Origin of the sequence: Micromonospora sp. NBRC 107095 (assembly GCF_030269705.1) — a bacterium.
GTDB classification, from domain to species: domain Bacteria; phylum Actinomycetota; class Actinomycetes; order Mycobacteriales; family Micromonosporaceae; genus Micromonospora; species Micromonospora parva.
In genome coordinates, this window is record NZ_BSTU01000002.1 from 139,019 (window position 1) to 159,834 (window position 20,816).

12 protein-coding genes and 2 pseudogenes are annotated in these 20,816 nt (G+C 71.2%); 6 read left to right on the forward strand and 8 right to left on the reverse strand.

Annotated features, from left to right (window positions below; all coding sequences use genetic code 11):
- A pseudogene (locus tag QSK15_RS12965) lies at positions 1–541 on the forward strand (hypothetical protein); the annotation flags it as partial.
- Position 542: 1 nt separating this feature from the next.
- The gene (locus QSK15_RS12970; RefSeq protein ID WP_285794487.1) at positions 543–1,241 is read left to right on the forward strand and encodes a class F sortase; all 699 of its coding nucleotides are present in this window, start codon (positions 543–545) and stop codon (positions 1,239–1,241) included.
- A gap of 74 nt (positions 1,242–1,315) precedes the next feature.
- On the opposite strand, the gene QSK15_RS12975 is transcribed toward QSK15_RS12970, so the two are convergent.
- Positions 1,316–6,385: an NAD-glutamate dehydrogenase gene (locus QSK15_RS12975; RefSeq protein WP_285794488.1), complete on the reverse strand. Its 5,070-nt coding sequence runs from the start codon at positions 6,383–6,385 to the stop codon at positions 1,316–1,318.
- 289 nt (positions 6,386–6,674) lie between these two features.
- Here QSK15_RS12975 and QSK15_RS12980 point away from each other — a divergent pair, with 289 nt between their 5' ends.
- Positions 6,675–8,639, forward strand: coding sequence for a penicillin-binding transpeptidase domain-containing protein (locus QSK15_RS12980; protein ID WP_285794489.1), 1,965 nt, complete (start codon positions 6,675–6,677; stop codon positions 8,637–8,639).
- Between the two features lie 775 nt (positions 8,640–9,414).
- On the opposite strand, the pseudogene QSK15_RS12985 reads toward QSK15_RS12980, so the two are convergent.
- From QSK15_RS12985 to QSK15_RS13015, 7 genes and pseudogenes are all read right to left on the reverse strand, one after another.
- Positions 9,415–10,381 (reverse strand): annotated as a pseudogene (locus tag QSK15_RS12985) (arginase family protein); the annotation flags it as partial.
- Between the two features lie 66 nt (positions 10,382–10,447).
- On the reverse strand, positions 10,448–11,371 hold the full coding sequence (locus QSK15_RS12990) for a tetratricopeptide repeat protein (protein WP_285794491.1): 924 nt from the start codon (positions 11,369–11,371) through the stop codon (positions 10,448–10,450).
- Positions 11,372–11,554: 183 nt separating this feature from the next.
- The gene (gene icmA, locus QSK15_RS12995; RefSeq protein WP_285794492.1) at positions 11,555–13,243 is read right to left on the reverse strand and encodes a coenzyme B12-dependent isobutyryl-CoA mutase large subunit; all 1,689 of its coding nucleotides are present in this window, start codon (positions 13,241–13,243) and stop codon (positions 11,555–11,557) included.
- A gap of 122 nt (positions 13,244–13,365) precedes the next feature.
- A complete protein-coding gene (locus QSK15_RS13000) occupies positions 13,366–13,779 on the reverse strand; it encodes an Asp23/Gls24 family envelope stress response protein (protein WP_030333243.1) in 414 nt (137 codons plus the stop codon).
- A 159-nt stretch (positions 13,780–13,938) separates the two neighbouring features.
- Complete coding sequence (locus QSK15_RS13005) at positions 13,939–14,358, reverse strand: Asp23/Gls24 family envelope stress response protein (RefSeq protein WP_285794493.1); 420 nt, start codon at positions 14,356–14,358, stop codon at positions 13,939–13,941.
- A 148-nt stretch (positions 14,359–14,506) separates the two neighbouring features.
- Positions 14,507–15,505 carry a methylmalonyl Co-A mutase-associated GTPase MeaB gene (meaB, locus tag QSK15_RS13010; protein ID WP_285794494.1) on the reverse strand — a complete coding sequence of 333 codons (999 nt, stop codon included), beginning with the start codon at positions 15,503–15,505 and terminating at the stop codon, positions 14,507–14,509.
- 114 nt (positions 15,506–15,619) lie between these two features.
- Positions 15,620–16,804 carry an acetyl-CoA C-acetyltransferase gene (locus tag QSK15_RS13015; protein WP_285794495.1) on the reverse strand — a complete coding sequence of 395 codons (1,185 nt, stop codon included), beginning with the start codon at positions 16,802–16,804 and terminating at the stop codon, positions 15,620–15,622.
- A 62-nt stretch (positions 16,805–16,866) separates the two neighbouring features.
- On the opposite strand from QSK15_RS13015, the gene mce reads away from it, so the two are divergent.
- The 3 genes from mce to QSK15_RS13030 all read left to right on the forward strand — a co-directional run bounded on the left by mce (position 16,867) and on the right by QSK15_RS13030 (position 20,701).
- Positions 16,867–17,343 carry a methylmalonyl-CoA epimerase gene (mce, locus tag QSK15_RS13020; RefSeq protein ID WP_285794496.1) on the forward strand — a complete coding sequence of 159 codons (477 nt, stop codon included), beginning with the start codon at positions 16,867–16,869 and terminating at the stop codon, positions 17,341–17,343.
- Positions 17,344–17,680: 337 nt separating this feature from the next.
- Positions 17,681–19,036: a crotonyl-CoA carboxylase/reductase gene (ccrA, locus tag QSK15_RS13025; RefSeq protein ID WP_285795106.1), complete on the forward strand. Its 1,356-nt coding sequence runs from the start codon at positions 17,681–17,683 to the stop codon at positions 19,034–19,036.
- Positions 19,037–19,438: 402 nt separating this feature from the next.
- A complete protein-coding gene (locus tag QSK15_RS13030) occupies positions 19,439–20,701 on the forward strand; it encodes a DivIVA domain-containing protein (protein WP_285794497.1) in 1,263 nt (420 codons plus the stop codon).
- The last annotated feature ends 115 nt before the right edge of the window (positions 20,702–20,816 follow it).

A 20,816-nucleotide genomic window follows, 5' to 3' on the forward strand; every position in this document is an offset into this window, starting at 1 on the left:
GTCCAAGGACGAGCACGGCTCCGAGTACGGCTCGGACAAGGGCTGGGAGTCCAAGGACGAGCACGGCTCGGAATACGGCTCGGACAAGGGCTGGGAGTCCAAGGACGAGCACGGCTCCGAGTACGGCTCGGACAAGGGCTGGGAGTCCAAGGACGAGCACGGCTCGGAATACGGCTCGGACAAGGGCTGGGAGTCCAAGGACGAGCACGGCTCCGAGTACGGCTCCGACGAGCGCGGCGGTTACGGCAAGGACGAGCGCGGCTCGGACGAGCGTGACTGGAACAAGGAGCGCGAGTTCGTCTACTACGGCGAAGCCACTGTCGACAAGCACGCGAAGCCGGGTCGCTACGAGCTCAAGGGCTCCTGCGGCGAGGGCGAGCTGGTCGTGCTGCCGCACGGCGGTGTCGACGGCGGTGACGGCGGCGTCAGCACCGGTACCGACCGGGGTCTGGCCACTGGCGGGGCGGGCCTGCTCGGCGCTGCCGCGCTGGGCGGGATCGTGCTGATGCGTCGTCGGCGGACCGATGGTTCGCTCGTCTGACGTGACGACGACACCGGCCGGCGGCCGTCGCGGGAAACCGTGGCGTGCCGCCGGCACGGCCGTCGTCGTCACCATGGCCATGATCGGCGCCGGCATGATCGGCGCCAGTCTGAAGGACACACCCGCCCCCCGACCGCCGCAGCCGTTGGCCCAGGCCGCCCCGCAGACCAGCGGGCCGGCGAGCACCGCCGACGACGCCCCGCCGGTCGACGGGCAGCCGATCGGGGACGCGCCGGCCGGGCTGGCCCGGTCGGCGCCGACCAGCATCGAGATCCCCCGGATCGGTGTCGACGCGACGATCATGTCGTTGGGCACCAACCCGGACGGCACCGTCCAGGTCCCGCCGCTGGACCAGGCCGACCAGGCCGGCTGGTACGAACCTGGCGCGAGCCCGGGCGAGACGGGCAACGCCGTCATCGTCGGGCACGTGGACTCGGCGGTGCTCGGCCCGGCCGTCTTCTTCGACCTCGGCGCTCTCACCCCCGGCGACACCATCACCGTGCGCCGCGCCGACGGCGTGCCCGCCACCTTCACTGTCGACTCGGTGACGTCGTACCCGAAGACGGCCTTCCCCACCGAGCTGGTGTACGGACCGAGCGACCGGCCCGGCCTGCGGGTGGTCACCTGCGGCGGCCAGTTCGACCAGGCCGCGAAGAGCTACCCCGACAACATCGTCGTCTTCGCCACCCTGGCGGCGTGACCCACGACGAAACGAAACGCGGTCCGGCCGGTCGGGGATTCCCGACCGGCCGGACCGCGTCCGGCGTACCTGACTCAGGCGGCTGCGGAAGTCCGCACCAGGGTGCGGATCTGACGCAGCAGCACCGACAGCGCAGCGAGATCCGCTCGCGACTCGTCGAACTCCCCCATCGCCCGTCGGGCCCGATGGATGGACGTGGCGTTCGACTGTTCCCACTGCTGCACCCGCTCGTGCGGCGGCAGGTCACCCGGGGTGGAGTCGAGCACCTCAGCGGTGAGCGCGGCCAACGCGGCGTACAGGTCGTAGCGCAACGCCATCCGGGCCAGCGTCTGCCAGCGGTCCTCCCGCGGCAGCAGGGAGATCTTCGACAGCAGCGAGTCCACCCGGAACAGGTCGGACAGCACGAAGTAGACCGAGGCCACCTCGCTGACGTCCCGACCGCTGGCGTTCGCGGTCTCCACCACGTCCATCAGGCCGAAGCTGTACATCAGCCGGGTCGCCCGTTCTGCCAGCTCGCGGGGCAGCCCACGCTCGGTCATCGAGTCCATGTGCGCGACGATGCCCTGACGCTCGTTGCCGTAGAACAGCTCCTCCAGCCCGGGCAGCAGCCGGGTGACCCCGTCCCGTAGGCGGGCGATCTCGGCCGGCACGTCGATCGGCGAGCGCCGGTTGGAGACCAGCCACCGCACCGCCCGGTCGAGCAGCCGGCGGGTGTCCAGGTACACGCTGGTCTGTAGCTCCGGCGCCACCTTGTTGTCCAGCGCCTCGACCGCGTCCCACAGGTCGCGCAGGCCGAACACCTCGCTGACCACCACGTACGCCCGGATCACGTCCGCCGCACTGGCCGCCGTCTCCTCGACCACCCGGAAGATGAACGAGATACCACCCCGGTTGATCGCCTCGTTGACCAGCACTGTGGTGACGATGTCCCGGCGCAGCCGGTGCCGGCCCATCCGGTCGGCGAACCGTTCGCGCATCGGCGTCGGGAAGTAGTTGACCAGGACGTCGGTCGTCCACTCCTCGTCGGCCAGACCCTCGGTGAGGATCTCCCGCTCCAGGACGATCTTCACGTACGCGAGCAGCACCGCGAACTCCGGCGCGGTCAGCCCGGACTCGCTGCGGACCGCCAGTTCCTCGTCCGGCGGCAGCGCCTCCAGGGCCCGGTCCAACCCGCCCGAACGCTCCAACTCGTTGATCATCCGACGGTGCACCGGGAGCAGCGAGGCGGCCTGGGCCTGGGCGTTGTTGATCGCCCGCGCCTGGTCGTAGTTGTCCCGCAGCACCAGCTCGGCGACCTCGTCGGTCATCCCGGCCAGCAGTTCGTCCCGCTCGGCCGTGGTCAGCTCGCCGTCGGCCACCGCCGTGTTCAGCAGGATCTTGATGTTCACCTCGTGGTCGGAGGTGTCCACCCCGGCCGCGTTGTCGATGAAGTCCGTGTAGATCCGGCCACCGGTCAACGCGTACTCGATCCGGCCGAGCTGGGTCCAGCCCAGGTTGCCGCCCTCGCCCGCCACCCGGCAGCGCAGGTTGCGCCCGTCCACCCGGATCGCATCGTTGGACTTGTCGCCCACCTCGGCGTTGGTCTGGCTGGAGGCCTTGACGTAGGTGCCGATGCCGCCGTTCCAGAACAGGTCCACCGGGGCGGTGAGGATCGCCTTCATCAGGTCCTGCGGCGACATCTGCGTGACGTCGTCGTCCAGGCCGATCACCGCCCGGACCTGCGGCGTGATCGGGATGGACTTCGCGGTACGCGGGAAGATGCCACCACCTTCCGAGATCAGCTCCGTGTTGTAGTCCTCCCAGGACGACCGGGACAGGTCGAACAACCGCCGACGCTCCGCGTACGAGGTGGCGGCGTCCGGGGCCGGATCGAGGAAGATGTGCCGGTGGTCGAAGGCGGCCACCAGCCGGATGTGCTCGGAGAGCAGCATCCCGTTGCCGAACACGTCACCGGACATGTCGCCCACGCCGACCACGGTGAAGTCCTGGGTCTGAGTGTCCAGGCCCAGCTCCCGGAAGTGCCGCTTGACCGACTCCCAGGCGCCCCTGGCGGTGATGCCCATCTTCTTGTGGTCGTAGCCGGCGGAGCCGCCGGACGCGAACGCGTCGCCCATCCAGAAGTTGTGGTTCTTGGAGATCTCGTTGGCGATGTCCGAGAACGTGGCGGTGCCCTTGTCGGCCGCCACCACCAGGTACGGGTCGTCCTCGTCGTGCCGGACCACGTCCTCGGGCGGCACGATCTGCCCGCTGACGATGTTGTCGGTGACGTCCAGCATCGCGCCGACGAACTCCTGGTAGCAGGCGACCGCCTCGTCCCGGTCACCCGGCTTCTGCTTCAACACGAAGCCGCCCTTGGCGCCCACCGGCACGATCACCGTGTTCTTCACCATCTGCGCCTTGACCAGGCCCAGCACCTCGGTCCGGAAGTCCTCCCGACGGTCGGACCAGCGCAACCCGCCCCGGGCCACCGGCCCGAACCGCAGGTGCACACCCTCGAACCGGGGCGAGTAGACGAAGATCTCGAACTTCGGTCGCGGAGCGGGCAGGTCGGGAATGGCCTGCGGGTCGAGCTTGAACGCCACGTACGCCTTCGGCCGCCCGTCGGCGCGCTTCTGGTAGAAGCTGGTCCGCAGGGTCGCCTCGATCAGCGTCAGGTACGAGCGCAGGATCCGATCCTGGTCGAGGCTCGCCACGTCGTCCAGCGCGCCCCGGATCGTCTCCACCAGCTCACCGCTGCGCTGCTGACGCTGCTCGGTGGTCTGCTCCCCCGGCGCGAACCGGGTCTCGAAGAGCTCCACCAGCAACGCGGCGAGCTTCGGGTACGCGATGAAGGTCTGCTCCATGTAGTCCTGCGAGAAGACCGTGCCGGCCTGCCGCAGGTACTTCGCGTACGCCCGTAGCACCACCACCTGCCGCCAGGTCAGCCCGCCGCGCAGCACCAGCTCGTTGAACCGGTCCACCTCGGCCTCGCCGCGCCAGGCCGCCGCGAAGGCGTTCTCCACGTGCGGGCGCACCTCGGCCAGTTCCTGATGTCCCTCGGGCAGCATGAGCCCGAAGTCGTACAGGTAGACCCGGCCGTCGATCCGGTCCACCTCGTACGGGTGCTCGTCGACCACCCGCACGCCGAGCGAGTGCAGCACCGGGAGCACGGCGGAGAGCATCATGGGCTCGCCGTACCGGTAGACCTTGAACCGGACGTCCATCGCCTCGGCCAGGTCCGCACCCGGCACCCGGGTGCCGGGTCGCGGCGCCAACTGCTTGCGGAACAGGTGCATCTCCAGCTGGCCGGGCTCCTCCAGCAGCTCCAGCTTTGCCAGGTCCTTCATCGCCTCGTACGGCGTGTGCCCGTCCTTGTAGCCCTCCGGGAACGCGTCGGCGTACCGGGTGAACAGGTGCTTGGCCTGTTCGTCGCCGAGCTTGCGCTCCAGCACCAACCGGTAGTCGTCGTCCCACAGTCGGGTGGCGTCGGCCAACTCCTCGGCCAGCAGGTCGGCGTCGATGTCGCCGGGCGGCCGGGTCGGGTCGGTACGGACGATGAAGTGCACCCGGGCCAGCATCGACTCGGTGACCCGGGTGGTGTAGTCCACCCCGACACCGTTCAGCTCGCGCAGCAGGATGTCCTGCATGCGCAGCCGGTTCTGGGTGGTGAACCGGTCCCGGGGCAGGTAGATCAGGCAGGAGATGAACCGCCCGTACGCGTCCCGACGGAGGAACACCCGCAGCTGCCGGCGGCCGGCCATCCGCAGCACGCCGATCACCGCGTGGTACAGATCGTCGGTCTTGATCTGGAACAACTCGTCGCGCGGGTACGTCTCCAGGATCTGGATCAGATCCTTGCCCGAGTGGCTGCGCTGGCTCAGGCCGGAGCGGTCCAGCACCTCGGCCACCTTGCGGCGCACCACCGGCAGCTCACGGACGCTGGTCCGGTAGGCGGCGGTGGAGAACAGGCCCAGGAAACGCCGCTCACCGATCACGTCACCGGCGGAGTTGAAGATCTTGAAGCCGATGTAGTCCAGGTACGCCGAGCGGTGCACGGTGGCCCGGGAGTTGGCCTTGGTGATGATGAGCAGGCGCTTCTCCAGCACCTTCTCGTGCGCCTCGGGCGTCATCGAGGACAGCGACCGCGCCTCCGGCGAATCGGAGCGCAGGATGCCCAGACCGGTGCCGAGCACCGCCTCCAACGCCTTGCCGTCGGCATCGCCGTCGTCGGCGTCCACCAGCCGGTACTCGCGGTAGCCGAGGAAGGTGAAGTGGTCGTGGGCGAGCCACCGCAGCAGCTCCACCGAGTCGGTGATGTCCTTCTCCGGCACCGGTGGGCGATTGTCGGAGGTACGGGCCGAGGCCAGCTCGTCGGCGAGCGCGAGGGCCCGCTGACGCATCTTCGGCCAGTCCTCCACCGCCTCCCGCACGTCGGTGAGCACCCGCTGCAACTCGCGGCGCAACCGGTCCCGCTCGGCCGCGTCCCGGACCGGGTCGATCTCGATCCGCATCCAGCTCTCGATGATGTCGCCGGCGATCGCGTCGTCCGGCTCCACATCAGCGGAGACCTCGGTGAGCCGGCCGAGGGGCTCGCGCCGCACCACCACCAGCGGGTGCACCAGCAGGTGCACGTCGAGGTGGTACGAGTTGAGCAGCGCCGTCACCGAGTCGACCAGGAACGGCATGTCGTCCGTGACGATCTCGACGACCGTGTGGTGCTGGTCCGCGTGCGGTTCGTGGATCCGCAGCTTCAACTCGCCGGGCACCCGCTGCTGGGCGAGGTCCCGGTGCGCCCGGGCCGCGTCGAGCATCTCCTCCGCCGTGAAGCCGACCAGCTCCTCGTCCGGGGCGAACCGCCAGAAACGGCCGACAAGTGTCGCCGCGTCGTGGTCGTCCCCCGCGAGCGCGACGGCCTGGGCCACCAGGCGCTCCGCGTTGGGAACGGGTTCGTCGAGCTCCGCGTCCTCCACGTCGTCGGCCAACGCCTCGGTCGGCAGGCCCAGATCGTAGATGGTGTCGATGCTCGACCCGGTCAGCCCGGTGACGCCCGTGTCGAGCCGGCCGTAGCCGTCCCCGTCGGTCGCCGAATCGAAGCTGTCATCGTCCCGGCCGGAGTCATCCTGCCGGAGGTCGGGTTCCGGTTTGATCGCCGGACGCCGGTCCATCGGTGCCACTCCCCTCGACCCACCGCGTTGTGGGTCACTCTGCCGCCCAGCCTAGGCCCTGCCGTTCTGCGCCTTCGTCGGCGGACCACTGGCCAGACGTCCGGATCGGGACTTTGTCCTTTCACCCGTTGCGGGTCCGAGGTTGGCCGGCTGCGGGATACCCCGCCACGCGATGTTCATCACACGGGTGCGGCCCATCTTTGAGCGCGGCCGAACACCTGGGGGACGTTGGGGACGCCGTTCACGTACTACCGTGCGAGGGCAGTCCGAGATCGGAAGGACCAGCTTCATGACCTTGTCGTACCCCCGGCCCCACCGGCCGAACCCCGCTCGCCGCCTGGCCGCCGCGGTCAGCACGGCGCTGCTCGCGGCAGGCGTCCTGGTCGGTTGCTCGGGTGACGACGGGCCGCAGCGCACCGTTGACGCCTTCCTCGCGGGCTGGCGCAGCGGCGACCTCCAGTCGGTCGGCATGATCGACCCGCTGGGCTCGAAACTGCCGTCGGCCGACGTGGCTCGCGAAATCAAGGACCTCTCCGGCGAGCTGGCGGCCACCCCGCCCACCCTGACGCGACGCGGCGAGCCGAAGGTCACGAAGGACATCGCCACCACCACGGTGCAGGTGGAGTGGACCCTGCCCGGCCAGACCCGCTGGGCGTACGACCGGGAGGTGCGGCTCGCCCACGGCGGTGACGACCAGTGGCAGGTGATCTGGGAGCCGACGCTGGTGCACGAGCAGCTCGCCAAGGGCGACCGGTTGGCGCTGCGCCGCGACACCGGCGCCCGCGCCGCCGTGCTGGACAACGCCGGCCAGCCGCTCGTGACCCCGCGCCCGGTGGTCCGGGTGGGTGTGCAGCCCAACGGGGTCGCCGACATCAAGAAGCTCGTCAAGGACCTCGACGCGGCGTTCAAGGCCATCCGTCCGGCGCTGGTCCCCGGCGTCGACCTGGCCGACCTGCCCAAACGGGTGGCTGAGGCGGAGCCGGGTGCCTTCGTCGAGGTGGTGTCGCTCCGCGACGAGGCGTACCGGCAGATCAAGCCCCGGATCTACGACCTGCCCGGCACCAAGTTCATCTCCGACAAGATCGACCTGGCACCCACCCGCGAGTTCGCCCGCGCGCTGCTCGGCACCGTCGACCCGGCGCAGGCCGACGACATCGCCGCACACCCCGACCGGTACGTCGTCGGCGACCTGGTGGGGCACGGCGGGCTGCAGGGCCGCTACGACGAACGACTGCGCGGCGGCCCCGGGCTGACCGTGGTGGTCGAGCGTCCGGCTGAGGGCGGCAAACTCGAACCCACCGGCACCGAACTGTTCCGGCGGGAGCCGCAGCCCGGGCAGGCGCTGAAGACCACGTTGGACGTCGCCGTCCAGAACGCGGCCGACGGGGCGCTGCGCGGCGAAGCACGCCGGTCCGCCCTGGTGGCGCTCCGGGTCAGCGACGGTGCCGTGCTCGCCGCGGCGAACGGCCCCGGCCCGGCCGGGGAGAACCTGGCCTTCAACGCCCAGGTGCCGCCGGGTTCCACGTTCAAGATGGTCAGCACGCTGGGCCTGCTGGACCGGGGCGCGGTCACCCTGGACGGGCCGGTGGCCTGCCCGAAGACCTTCACCGTGGACGGTCGGTCCTTCAAGAACTCCGACAACTTCGAGCTGGGCTCGGTGCCGTTCCGCACCGACTTCGCCAAGTCCTGCAACACGGCGTTCGCCGCGCTGGCGCCGAAGCTCGGCGGCGACGGGCTGGCCGCCGCCGGCCGCACGCTGGGCCTGGAGGGTCAATGGGACCTCGGCACGGACGCCTTCACCGGCAAGGTCTCCACGGGCGGCAGCCCAGCCGAGCAGGCCGCGGCGTCGTTCGGGCAGGGCACCACGCTGGTCAGCCCGCTGGCCATGGCCGGCGCCACCGCCGCCGTCGCCCGCGGCCGCTTCGAGCAGCCGAAGCTGCTGATCGACCCGGCACCGGCCAAGTCGGCTCCGGCGGGTGAGCAGCTCAAGCCGGAGTCCGTCGCGGCGCTGCGCACGATGATGCGCGAGGTGGTCACCAACGGCACCGGCAGCGCGCTCAAGGATGTGCCGGGCGAGGTGTACGGCAAGACCGGCACCGCCGAGTACGACGACAACCCGGCCCACACCCACGCCTGGTTCGTCGGCTGGCGGGGTGACGTGGCGTTCGCCGTCTTCGTGGAGAAGGGCGGGGCCAGCACCGCCTCGGCCGTCCCGATCGCCGAGCGCTTCCTCCGCGCCCTGCCCACCAGCTGACCCGGACCGCCACGCCTCGGGGCACGGCGCAAAGCCGACCCCGCCCCGGGGCGTGACGCAGAGCCGGCCACGCCCTCCGGGCCGGCCCCGCCTCGGGGAGCGACCGCAGAGCCGACCGCGCCTCCGGGCCGGCCCCGCCTCGGGGCGCGACCGCAGAGCCGACCGCGCCTCGGGGGCGGCGAAGCGCCCGGACATCGCGCCTCGGGGCGGCCCTGCCGGCCTTGATCCACTCGGGTTTCAGGAAAGCGCGCTATCCGGCGCGGCCGGATGCCCCAACTTCAAGAAACCCGAGTCGATCAATCCGCCCACGACCCGGGTTCGAGTCAAGCAGTGTCGGCTTTGTGTAGATCTGCGCTGTTCTCGATAACTGAGCTCTGACGCGGAACGTCCTCGGCGGGCTGCGCGGGTCGCCGGAGCAGGCCCGGACCCGCCGATGCGGGCGGGCCGACCGGTTCGCGCTCGACCGCAGCCGGGATCACCGCCGGCACTACTCCCGACGGCTCGGTCTGCGGGTGCCCGAGGAGGCCCGGCTGCGCCGAATCGACAGCGCCGTCGCGGTCGGCATCAGCCAGTCCCCCACCGGGGCCGTCGCCGCCGGCAAGACCCACGGCGTCGAGCCCGTCCAGCCGCGCAGCACCGTCCAGCCGCGCAGCACCGTCCAGCCGCCCCGCCGCAGCGGACCGCCCGTCACCGTCCAGCCGCCCCACGCCGTCCAGCCGCTCGGCACCGTCCAGCCGTGCCGCGCCGTCAAGCCGTTCCACCCGGTCGCTGGTGCGCCGAGGGCTGGGCGTCGGCCGGGGCGACAGCAGCCGGGGTGGCACCGCCTCCGGGGCGGTCACCGGCGCCAGGCCGGCGACGACGGTGTTGACGATCTCGGCCGCGTACGAGCCGTCCGGGTCGTAGTCGGGGTCGAAGACAGTCAGCTCCACGCCGAGGCAGTGCGGGGTGTCAACCAGGCCGGCGAGCAGGATCTCCAGTTCGGCGAAGGCGATCCCACCCGGGTCGGGGGCGTCCACCGCGGGCATCACCGCCGGGTCGAGCACGTCGACGTCGATGTGCACCCAGTAGCCCGCGCAGTCGACGAGCTGCTCGTGCGCCCACTGGGCCGTCCGGGCAGCGCCTTCGGCTCGCAGTGCCGGCACCGGTCGGGTGGTGATCCCAGCCGCCTGGAGGTCGAGCCGGTACTCGTCCTGGGCGCGGATGCCGAGCACCACCACGTCGATGTCGCGGAAGTAGGGCCGACGACCCTCCAGCGCGGCCAGGTCCGCCTGCCCCCGCCCGGTGACCAGGGCCAGGTCCTCTCCGGCGGCGGCACCGACGTAGGAAGCGTTGCCGGGATGCCGGAAGTCGGAGTGCCCGTCGACGAAGACCAGCCCGATCCGCCCACCGACGGCCTCACCGAGGCGGTGCATGGCCAGGGCCGAGCCGAGCAGCACGGAGCAGTCGCCGCCCAGCACCACCGGGAACTCGCCCCGGTCGATGATCGAGCCGATGCGTTCGGCGAGGGCCAGCGAGTAGTCGGCGATCTCGCGGGCGTGACACACCCCGTCGCCGGGCCGCCAGTCGCCCGGGTCGTACCGGGCGGGGGTGACGCAGCCGGCGTCGCGGGCCCGGAGCCGGGCCAGCAGGTCGTGGTCACGCAGCGCCCCGGGCGCCTTGGCGCAACCCGGGACCGACGTGGGCGTCGGCGGCCGTAGACCGAGATTTGTCGGCGCGTCGAGGACGGCGATCCGGCGCATCATGAGCTCCCGTCCTCGGTGGTCGGGCGGGCCGGCCGGAACGCCGGCCCGCGCTGGCGTGCTACGAACTCAGAACAGGGCGCTGGCGAGGGCCCGACGCGCCGAGGCGACCGCCGGATCGTCCGGGCCGGCGATCGAGAAGAGCGAGACCAGGTGCTGGCGCGCCGTCTCACGATCCTCACCGGCGGTGCGCCGGACCAGGGCGACGAGCCGCGCGTACGCCTGCTCGGCCAGGCCGCTGAGCACCTCGATGTCGGCGGCCAGCAGTTGGGCGGCGACATCGTCGGGGGCGCTCTCGGCGGCGGCCAGCGCGGCGGACGGGTCGGCACCGGCCACCCGGCGGGCCACCCCGACCTGGGCCAGCCCCGCGGTGGCGGCGGCGTCCGCCGGGGCGTCGGCGAGGATCTTGCGGTACGCCTGCTCGGCGGCGTCCAGATCGCCGCTCATCAACGCGTCGTCGGCCTCGTCGAGGCGCGGATCCTCCGGCTCGGCGACCGTCACGCCGCCGGCCTTGAGCACGGCCTGGATCCACTGCCGCAACTGCGGCTCGGGCACCACTCCGGAGAAGGCGTCGACCGGCTGACCACCGACGACCGCGTAGACCATGGGAATGCCCTGCACCCGGAACATCTGGGCGATTCGGGGATTTTCCTGCACGTCGACCCGGGCCAGCACCCAGGCGCCGCCACCCTCGGCGTTCAGCCGCTCCAGGACCGGGGCGAACTCGTCGCTCTCCGGGAAGCCGGCCGCGCCGAAGAACACGACGACGGGCGTGGCCATCGAGCGTTCGAGCACGTCGGACTGGATGGTCGCCTCGGTGACGTCCACGATGGCGGTGTCACCGCCAGCGGAGGGCGCACCGGGTGAGCCGTTGGACGGGCCGCCCTGCGGGGGCGTGCCGGGGCGGGTACCTGCTGGTGCGGGGCCACGCAGCGTGCTGAGGTCGACCGCGCCGCGGGTGAAGATCGACGAGGTGATCCGTGGGTCGCTCATGGTTACCTAGTCTCGCACGTGAGCCCCCGATCTCAGCTCACCCGCAACCCCGACGTTGCAACTCTCACGCCCCGCCCCGACCCCCCGCGATCTTGCATATTCTGTCGCCGATACGCCGCATTTACGCCCTATGACGGCACCAAAACTGCAAGATCGACGCGGGCGGGGTGAGGGTGGGTGGGGTTAGAAGCGGGCTGGCTCTCGGTAGGTGCCCCACTCGGCGCGGAGGGCGTCGCAGATCTCGCCCAACGTCGCCTCGGCGCGGACCGCGTCGAGCATGGCGGGGATCATGTTCTCGTCGGTGCGGCTCGCCTCGATCATCCGGGTCACCGCCGCGCGGACCGCCGACTCGTCCCGCGCGCTCTTGCGCTCGGCGAGCACCCGACGCTGCTCCAGCTCCACCTCGTGCGAGATGCGCAGGATCTCCAGCTCCTTGGCGACGGTGCCGGTGTGGCAGTTGACCCCGACGATCTTCTTGTCGCCCTTCTCCAGGGCCTGCTGGTAGACGAAGGCCGACTCGGCGATGTGCCCGGTGAACCAGCCGTCCTCGATGCCGCGCAGGATGCCCGAGGTCATCGGGCCGATCTGGTGCGGCCCGTCCCCGCCGAGCTGCCGGATCCGGGCGAAGATCTCCTCCGCCTCGGCCTCGATCTTGTCGGTCAGCGCCTCGACGTACCAGGACCCGCCGAGCGGGTCGGCCACGTTGACCACTCCGGTCTCCTCCATCAGCACCTGCTGCGTACGCAGGGCGATCTCGGCGGACTCGTCGGTGGGCAGCGCCAGGGTCTCGTCCAGCGCGTTGGTGTGCAGCGAGTTCGTGCCGCCGAGCACCGCCGCGAGCGCCTCGACGGCGGTGCGTACCACGTTGTTGACCGGCTGCTGCGCGGTCAGCGACACCCCGGCGGTCTGGGTGTGGAACCGCAGCCACAGGGCCTTCTCGCTGGTCGCGCCGTACACGTCGCGCAGCCAGCGCGCCCAGATCCGGCGGGCGGCCCGGAACTTGGCGATCTCCTCGAAGAAGTCGAGGTGCGAGTCGAAGAAGAAGCTCAGCCCCGGGGCGAAGACGTTCACGTCCAGCCCGCGCGACAGACCCAGCTCGACATAGCCGAAGCCGTCGGCCAGGGTGTACGCCAACTCCTGCGCGGCGGTCGAGCCGGCCTCGCGGATGTGGTAGCCGGAGACCGACAGCGGCTTGTAGCGCGGGATCTCCCGGGCGCAGTACTCCATCAGGTCGCCGATCAGGCGCAGGTGCGGCTCCGGGTCGAAGAGCCACTCCTTCTGCGCGATGTACTCCTTGAAGATGTCCGTCTGCAGTGTGCCGTCCAGCTTGGACAGATCGGCGCCCTGCCGCTCGGCGGCGACCAGGTACATGCAGAACACCGGCACGGCCGGGCCGGAGATGGTCATCGAGGTGGTGACGCCGGACAGGTCGATGCCGTCGAAGAGCGTCTGCATGTCGGTGGCGGTGTCGATGGCCACGCCGCAGTGGCCGACCTCGCCGAGCGCCTGCGGGTCGTCCGAGTCGCGGCCCATCAGCGTCGGCATGTCGAACGCGACCGACAGGCCGCCGCCACCGGCGCCGAGGATCATCTTGTAACGCTCGTTGGTCTGCTGGGCGTTGCCGAAGCCGGCGAACTGCCGGATCGTCCAGGTCCGCCCGCGGTAGCCGGTCGGATACAGACCCCGGGTGTACGGATACTCGCCCGGCCAGCCGATCCGTTCGAAGCCCGGGTACGCGCTGCCCTCGGGCGGCCCGTAGACGGGCTCCACCGGCATCCCGGAGAGCGTGGTGAAGTCCGCGTCCCGCTTGCGCGCGGCGTCGTACCGGGCCTGCCAGCGCGCCCGGCCGGCGTCGATCTCGTCGGCGTCCATGAGCAGGGCTCCTCCTCGGGTCCTCGACTGCACGTCGAGTGTAAGGCCCCCACCTGAACGATCGCTAAGTCGTGTCGTACCGGCAAGTAACACCCCGCCGGACGGGACGGCCGCAACCCGACTCAGACCGTCGGCGACCCCACGGACCCGCCCATCGCCACGTCGTCGACCCGGATGTTGACCTCGTCCACCCGCAGCCCGTACGCCTCGACCGCCTCGGTCACCTGGGCGCGCACCTGACCGGTGATCTCCGGCACCGGCCGACCTGCCTCGATCACCAACACCAGGTTGACCACGGCGGCGTCCCCGGTCACATGGGCCGAGCAACCCCGCCGGGCGTCACCCACCTGGTCCAGCCCGACCCGGTCGAGAACCGCGTTGAAGAACCGGGCGACGTCCCCGCCCAGGTCGGCCACGCCGGGCACCGCGCGGGCAGCCGCGACGGCGATCTTCTCGATCACCTCGTCAGCGACCTGGGTCGTGCCACCGGCCGGCACCGACGCCCTGGTCAGCTTCTGCGTTGCTTCCAGGTCCACAGTCGCTCCCTGCTCCTCGCACCACCGCGTCCGGGCACGTCCTGCCCTCCGACGACGGTGGGCGGTGCGAGCCTACTGGGACGGCGCGGCCCCGGGCTGTCCGCGGTGGATGGTCAACGGGCGGCCCAGCAGCCGTCGCCGGCCGCCGGCGGGTACGCCTCAGGCCCCGGCAGTCGCCCCGGGCTGGTTCAGCTCGATGTCGTCCACAGTGACGTTGACCTGGGTGACAGTGAGGCCGTACTTCTCCACCGCCTCGATCACCGCGGCCCGCACCGCCTCGGTCACGTCGGTCACGACGTGCCCGGCGTCGATCACCAGGACCACGTTGATGACGACGGAGCCGCCCTTCACGTCGGCCGACACGCCCCGCCGAGCGTCGCCCACCTGGTCCAGGCCGACCTTGTCCAACACGCTGTTGAAGAACCGGGACACGTCACCACCGAGGTCGGCGACACCGGGCACGGTACGAGCGGCCGCACCGGCGATCTTCTCGACGACCTCGTCGGAAACCGACGTGGCACCCCGGGCCGCGCCCGTCGAGGGCGACACCGCGCCGGCGTTCTCCACCGCGTCCGTCATGATCACATCTCCCCTGGTCCCGGTGCGATGTGGACCGACCGTCCCGTCAGCCCGCCGCGCGGTGGCCGACCGCCGGCCACGCGCCGCGAGCCTACTAAAACCGGAGCCCGCTTCGCGTCCGGGCACTCGGGGCCGGCGCGCCTGCCGGTCAGCGGGCGAGCTGGGCGAGCAACTCGTCCGCCGCCGTGTACGGGTCGGTCGCGCCCTCGGCCACCCGGGCGGCGAGAGTGGACAAGTGCGTACCGTCGCGAAGGGACCCGATCCGGGCGCGGAGGGTGCCGAGCGCGATCGCCTCGATCTCGGCGGCGGCCCGCGCCTCCTGGCGGCGGCGCAGCTCGCCGTGCTCGACCAGCCAGCCCCGGTGCTTGTCGATGGCGGCGGCGATGTCGTCGATGCCCTCGCCGCGCGCTGCGACCGAGCGGACCACCTGCGGCCGCCACTGCCCCGGGCCGCGCTCACCCAGAGCGATCATGCCCTGGATGTCCCGGACGGTGGCGTCGACGCCGTCCCGGTCCGCCTTGTTGACCACGAACACGTCGGCGATCTCCAGGATGCCGGCCTTGACCGCCTGGATCGCGTCACCCATCCCCGGTGCGAGCAGCACCAGCGTCGTGTCGGCCAGCGAGGCGACCTCCACCTCGGCCTGCCCGACGCCGACGGTCTCCACCAGCACCACGTCGCAGCCGGCGCCCTCCAGCACCCGGACCGCCTGCGGTGTCGCGGCGGCCAGCCCGCCGAGGTGCCCCCGGCTGGACATCGACCGGATGTAGACGCCCGGATCGGTGGCGTGGTCCTGCATCCGGACCCGGTCACCGAGGATCGCCCCACCCGTGAACGGGCTGGACGGGTCGACCGCCAGCACACCGACCCGGTGCCCCTGCGCCCGCAGCGCCCGGACCAGCTCGTTCGTGGTGGTCGACTTGCCCACCCCGGGTGAACCGGTCAGCCCGACCACCTGGGCCTGCCCGGCGTACGGCGCCAGCGCCGCGGCGATCGCCGGCAGCAACTCGTCGCCGTTCTCCACCAGGGTGATCAGGCGGGCCACCGCGCGGGGGTCACCCGCGCGGGCCCGCTCGACCAGCAGCGGTACGTCCCGACTACGGCGCACCGACGTGCTGCCCGCCGGGACGGGCTCGGCCTCGCTCACCGCACCACCTTCGTTCGCGACTGCGGGGCTCGCAAAACCGGCTCACTCCTCGCGCTCACCGCACCACCTTCGTTCGCGACTGCGGGGCTCGCAAAACCGGCTCACTCCTCGCGCTCACTGGCCCGGCACATGGATGATCAGCGCGTCGCCCTGCCCACCGCCGCCGCAGAGCGCCGCCGCGCCCGTGCCACCGCCGCGCCGCTTCAGCTCCAGGGCGAGGGTGAGGACGAGACGCGCTCCGGACATGCCGATCGGGTGGCCGAGCGCGATCGCGCCGCCGTTGACGTTGACCTTGTCCGGGCTGACCCCGAGGTCCCGGGTGGACTGGATGCCGACCTGGGCGAACGCCTCGTTGATCTCGATGAGGTCCAGGTCCGCGACGCTCAGGCCGCCCTTCTTCAGGGCGTGGTTGATCGCGTTGGACGGCTGCGAGTGCAGGGAGTTGTCCGGGCCCGCCACGTTGCCGTGCGCGCCGATCTCGGCCAACCAGGTCAGCCCCAGCTCCTTCGCCTTGGCCTTGCTCATGACGAGCACCGCGGCGGCACCGTCGGAGATCGGCGACGAACTGCCCGCGGTGATCGTGCCGTCCTTCGCGAAGGCGGGGCGCAGCTTGGCCAGCGACTCGGCGGTGGTGTCCGGGCGGATGCCCTCGTCCTCGCTGATCACCAGCGGGTCACCCTTGCGCTGCGGGATGACCACCGGGGTGATCTCGTCGGCGAAGTGGCCGTTCTTCTGCGCGGCGGCGGCCCGCTGGTGGCTGGCGGCGGCGAAGGCGTCCTGCTCCGCGCGGGAGATACCGTGCTTGACGCCGAGCCGCTCGGTCGACTCGCCCATCGAGCAGCAGTCCCAGGCGTCGCTGAGCCCGTCGTGCGCCATGTGGTCCTTGACCACCACGTCGCCGTACTTGTAGCCGGTGCGCTGGCCCATCAGCAGGTGCGGGGCGTTGGTCATCGACTCCATGCCGCCGGCCACCACGATGTCGAACTCGCCGGCCCGGATCAGCTGGTCGGCCAGGGCGATCGCGTCCAGGCCGGAGAGGCAGACCTTGTTGATGGTCAGCGCCGGCACCGACATCGGTACGCCGGCCTCGACCGCCGCCTGCCGGGCCGGGATCTGACCGGCGCCGGCCTGCAACACCTGTCCCATGATCACGTACTGGACCTGGTCCGGGCTGACGCCGGCCCGCTCCAGCGCCGCCTTGATGGCGATCCCGCCGAGCTTCGTGGCGGGAAGGTCCTTGAGGTTGCCCAGCAGCCGGCCCATCGGGGTCCGCGCGCCGCTGACGATCACCGAAGCCATGCCTGCCTCCGAGGGGGGTGCCGAGCTGTACGCCTTAACGATTGTTCGGCCAGACTAGCGCCATGGCAGAGAACTCCCCCGTCGAGCCCGGTGCGGACTACGTCACAGACATCGGGCTTCGCAAGATTGACCACGTCGGGATCGCCGTGGCCGACCTGGACGCCGCGATCGACTTCTACCAGCGGACGTTCGGGATGCGCTGCGTACACGTGGAGACCAACGCCGAGCAGGGCGTCCGGGAAGCGATGCTGGCCGTCGGGCCGACCACCGAGGGCGGCTGCGTGCAGTTGCTCGCCCCGCTCACCCCGGAGTCGACGATCGCGAAGTTCCTGGACCGCAACGGGCCGGGCGTGCAGCAGGTCGCGTACACCGTGATGGACATCGACGCAGCCTGCGCGGCGCTGCGCGAGCGCGGCATGCGCCTTCTCTACGACGCCCCGAGGCGTGGCACGGCGGACAGCCGGATCAACTTCGTCCACCCGAAGGACGCCGGCGGCGTCCTCGTCGAACTGGTTCAACCCGCGCCCACTGCCCACTGACCCCGCCCCGCTCCGCCCCCGTTGATCAAGAGGTCGGCGTCATGCCTGCGCCGCGCAGCTGACCAAGAGCTCTTGATCAACGGGGGCGGCGTCGTTCGGGAGCCCCCGGGCGCGCACGTCAGTGCGCGGTTGGCGGGGTCGCCGGACACCTTCACGCATCGGCGGATGCAGTTTTTCACAGAGGACTTCCCGGCCTAGCTACCGTTCAGTAACGTCCGGCCCCACAAGAGCGCGACCGGTGCCGGATGTGTCGAATGCCGACATGGCGGTCGTGCCCACCGGCGCCGACGATGGCAGCACCCGGGCCCGTGCGGGTGCGGACGAACCGGAGGTCACCGTGCAGGACATCCTCGAAGCGATCATGGCGGCGGAGGAATCGAACGATCCGGACCGCGAACTCGCCGGCGTCGCCGGACTGCCCGTACCGGAGAGCTACCGGGGCGTGGTCGTCCGCGCCGAGGAAGCCCGGATGTTCGACGGCATGGCCACCCGGGACAAGGACCCACGCAAGGCACTGCACGTGCAGGAGGTGCCGACACCGCAGCTGGCACCGGGCGAGGCGCTGATCGCGGTGATGGCCAGCGCGATCAACTACAACACGGTGTGGACCAGCATCTTCGAGCCGGTGTCCACCTTCAGGTTCCTGCAACGCTACGGCCGGGTCTCCGAACTGACCCGCCGGCACGACCTGCCGTACCACGTGGTCGGCTCGGACGCGGCGGGCGTGGTGCTGCGCACCGGCCCCGGGGTGACCCGCTGGGCGCCCGGCGACGAGGTGGTCGCGCACTGCCTCTCCGTCGAGCTGGAGGACGCGGCCGGTCACGACGACACCATGCTCGACCCGCAGCAGCGGATCTGGGGCTTCGAGACCAACTTCGGCGGGCTCGCCGAGCTGGCCATCGTCAAGGCCAACCAGCTGATGCCCAAGCCACGGCACCTGAGCTGGGAGGAGGCGGCCAGCCCCGGGCTGGTCAACTCCACCGCGTACCGGCAGCTCGTCTCGCACCACGGCGCCAACATGAAACAGGGCGACGTGGTGTTGATCTGGGGCGCCTCCGGCGGCCTCGGCGGGTACGCCACGCAGATGGCACTCAACGGCGGCGCGATCCCGGTCTGCGTGGTGTCCTCACCGGAGAAGGCCGAGCTGTGCCGCCGGATGGGTGCGGAACTCGTCATCGACCGGGCCGCTGAGGGCTTCCGCTTCTGGAAGGACGAGGAGACCCAGGACCCGGACGAGTGGCGGCGCTTCGGCGAGCGGATCCGCGAGCTGACCGGCGGCGAGGACCCGGACATCGTGTTCGAGCACCCGGGACGGGAGACGTTCGGCGCCAGCGTCTACGTGGCCCGACGCGGCGGGACCATCGTCACCTGCGCCTCCACGAGCGGCTTCCAGCACCAGTACGACAACCGCTACCTGTGGATGCACCTCAAGCGGATCGTCGGCAGCCACTTCGCCAACTACCACGAGGCGTGGCAGGCCAACCGCCTGGTGGCGCTCGGCAAGGTGCACCCCACGGTGTCCCGCACCTACCCGTTGGAGCAGACCGGCCAGGCCGCGTACGAGGTGCACCGCAACGCCCACCAGGGCAAGGTCGGCGTGCGCTGCCTCGCGCCCGCCGACGGGCTGGGCGTACGCGACGGGGAACTGCGGGCCCGGCACGAGGACGCGATCAACCGGTTCCGCGGTCACTGACCGGCCCGGCGGGTCCCCGGCCCACTGACCTTCTGTGCCGGTCCCAGCCACTGACCGGCCCGGCGGGTCCCCATCGACCGGCCCGGCCGGTTCGCCGAGCGGCGCGACCGGTTGCGGGGCGCCGGCCGGCCGGACGGGTGAACGCGGGATGACCATTGCGATGATCGCTCATTGTTCTTCCGCCCTCATTAGCGGATAACCCACCCGGATCGAACAAAGGGCCTCGGGGTAACCCCGGGGCCCTTTTCCGCGTCACGCTGCGTGGCGTGCGACAGGCCGGGACCTGCCAAGATCGCCGATTGGTCCGACCTCGTCGACGGCAGGAGTTGACCATGTAAAGAGGGCACGAAAGCTTCCCACCGCTCTTGCGAAGCACCCTGGGGCGTCTGCCAGTATGTCCCAATGCCCCAGCAGCAGTCCTCCCCTCTCGCGTTCTTCGATAACGCGAACTCGCAGCCAGATTTCACCGTTGGCCTGCGCGGATACAACACTCACCAGGTCGACGACTTCCTCGGCCGGATGACCGCCGCGCTGACCCAGTCCGAGCAGGCCCGTGCCGAGGCCGAGCAGCGGATGAACGACGCCCAGCGTCGGCTCCGCCAGGCCGAGCAGCGCATGAGTGCGCTGGAGCAGAAGCTCACCGACACGAACAAGCAGCTCGAAGAGAACAGCCGGCCCACCCTCTCCGGGCTCGGCACCCGCGTGGAGCAGATCCTGCGGCTCGCCGAGGAGCAGGCCAACGATCACCGCAACGAGGCCAAGCGCGAGTCGGAGGGCATCCTCTCCGCCGCCCGCCTCGAGGCCCGCGAGATCACCGACAAGGCCCGTGCCGAGGCCGCTGCCATGAAGGCGAGCGCCGAGCGCGAGGCGGGCAACCTGCGCACGGCCGCCGAGCGTGAGGCCGCCGAGGTCCGGGTGCAGGCCCGCCGCGAGGCTGACACGCTGCGCGCCGACGCCGACCGTGAGACCAAGCAGCTGCGTACCGTCACCGCACACGAGGTGGCCGAGCTGAAGTCGACTGTCGAGCGGGAGGTCGCGACCCTGCGCGCCACCGCCGAGCGGGAGATCACCCAGCAGCGGGCGAAGGCCGCCCGCGAAGCTGAGGAGAAGCGCGCCGAGGCGACCAAGCTGCTCACCGACGCGCGGGACAAGCGCGACAAGGACCTGCAGGCCCTGGAGCTTCAGCTGGCCGAGCGTCGGGAGAAGGCCGAGCGCGAGGAGTCCGAGCGCCACGCCGCCCAGGTCGCGCAGACCCAGAAGATGGTCAGCGAGGCCGAGCAGCGGGCCCGGGCCGCGCAGGAGCGCGCCAAGGAGATCGAGCAGCGCGCCGAGGCGCGGCGGATCGAGTCGGAGCGCAACGCCGCCGAGACGATCGACAAGGCCAAGGCCCTCTCGGAGAAGACCCTCAACGAGGCGAAGGCCGAGTCGCAGCGCCTGCTCACCGAGGCTCGCACCGAGGCGGAGCTGACCACGCAGGCCGCCCGCCGCGAGGTCGAGGACCTCACCCGGCAGAAGGACGCTGTCACCTCGCAGCTGGGTCAGATGCTGTCCGGGCTCGCCGGCATCGTTCCGGGAATGCCGGCGCAGGCCGCTCCGGCTGCCAAGCCGGACGCCAAGAAGAACGACGGCGGTCAGGAGCGGGTGCCCGCGGAGACCGCCGGCTGACGCGAGGCGTCAGGTCGGGGCATCGACGGCGCGAGGTGACACCGGGTAACCGGTGCCACCTCGCGCCGTATGCGTTTCCCTACCCCTGGTATCCGTCAGCCGCGCCGGAGTGAAG

Coding starts and splice junctions, on each gene's coding strand:
- mce (WP_285794496.1), top strand. CDS start 16,867: ATGGCAGAGAACTCCCCCGTCGAGCCCGGTGCGGACTACGTCACAGAC.
- QSK15_RS12975 (WP_285794488.1), bottom strand. CDS start 6,385: ATGGACCGGCGTCCGGCGATCAAACCGGAACCCGACCTCCGGCAGGAT.
- QSK15_RS13015 (WP_285794495.1), bottom strand. CDS start 16,804: ATGGCTTCGGTGATCGTCAGCGGCGCGCGGACCCCGATGGGCCGGCTG.
- QSK15_RS13005 (WP_285794493.1), bottom strand. CDS start 14,358: ATGACGGACGCGGTGGAGAACGCCGGCGCGGTGTCGCCCTCGACGGGC.
- QSK15_RS13030 (WP_285794497.1), top strand. CDS start 19,439: ATGCCCCAGCAGCAGTCCTCCCCTCTCGCGTTCTTCGATAACGCGAAC.
- QSK15_RS12990 (WP_285794491.1), bottom strand. CDS start 11,371: ATGAGCGACCCACGGATCACCTCGTCGATCTTCACCCGCGGCGCGGTC.
- icmA (WP_285794492.1), bottom strand. CDS start 13,243: ATGGACGCCGACGAGATCGACGCCGGCCGGGCGCGCTGGCAGGCCCGG.
- QSK15_RS12980 (WP_285794489.1), top strand. CDS start 6,675: ATGACCTTGTCGTACCCCCGGCCCCACCGGCCGAACCCCGCTCGCCGC.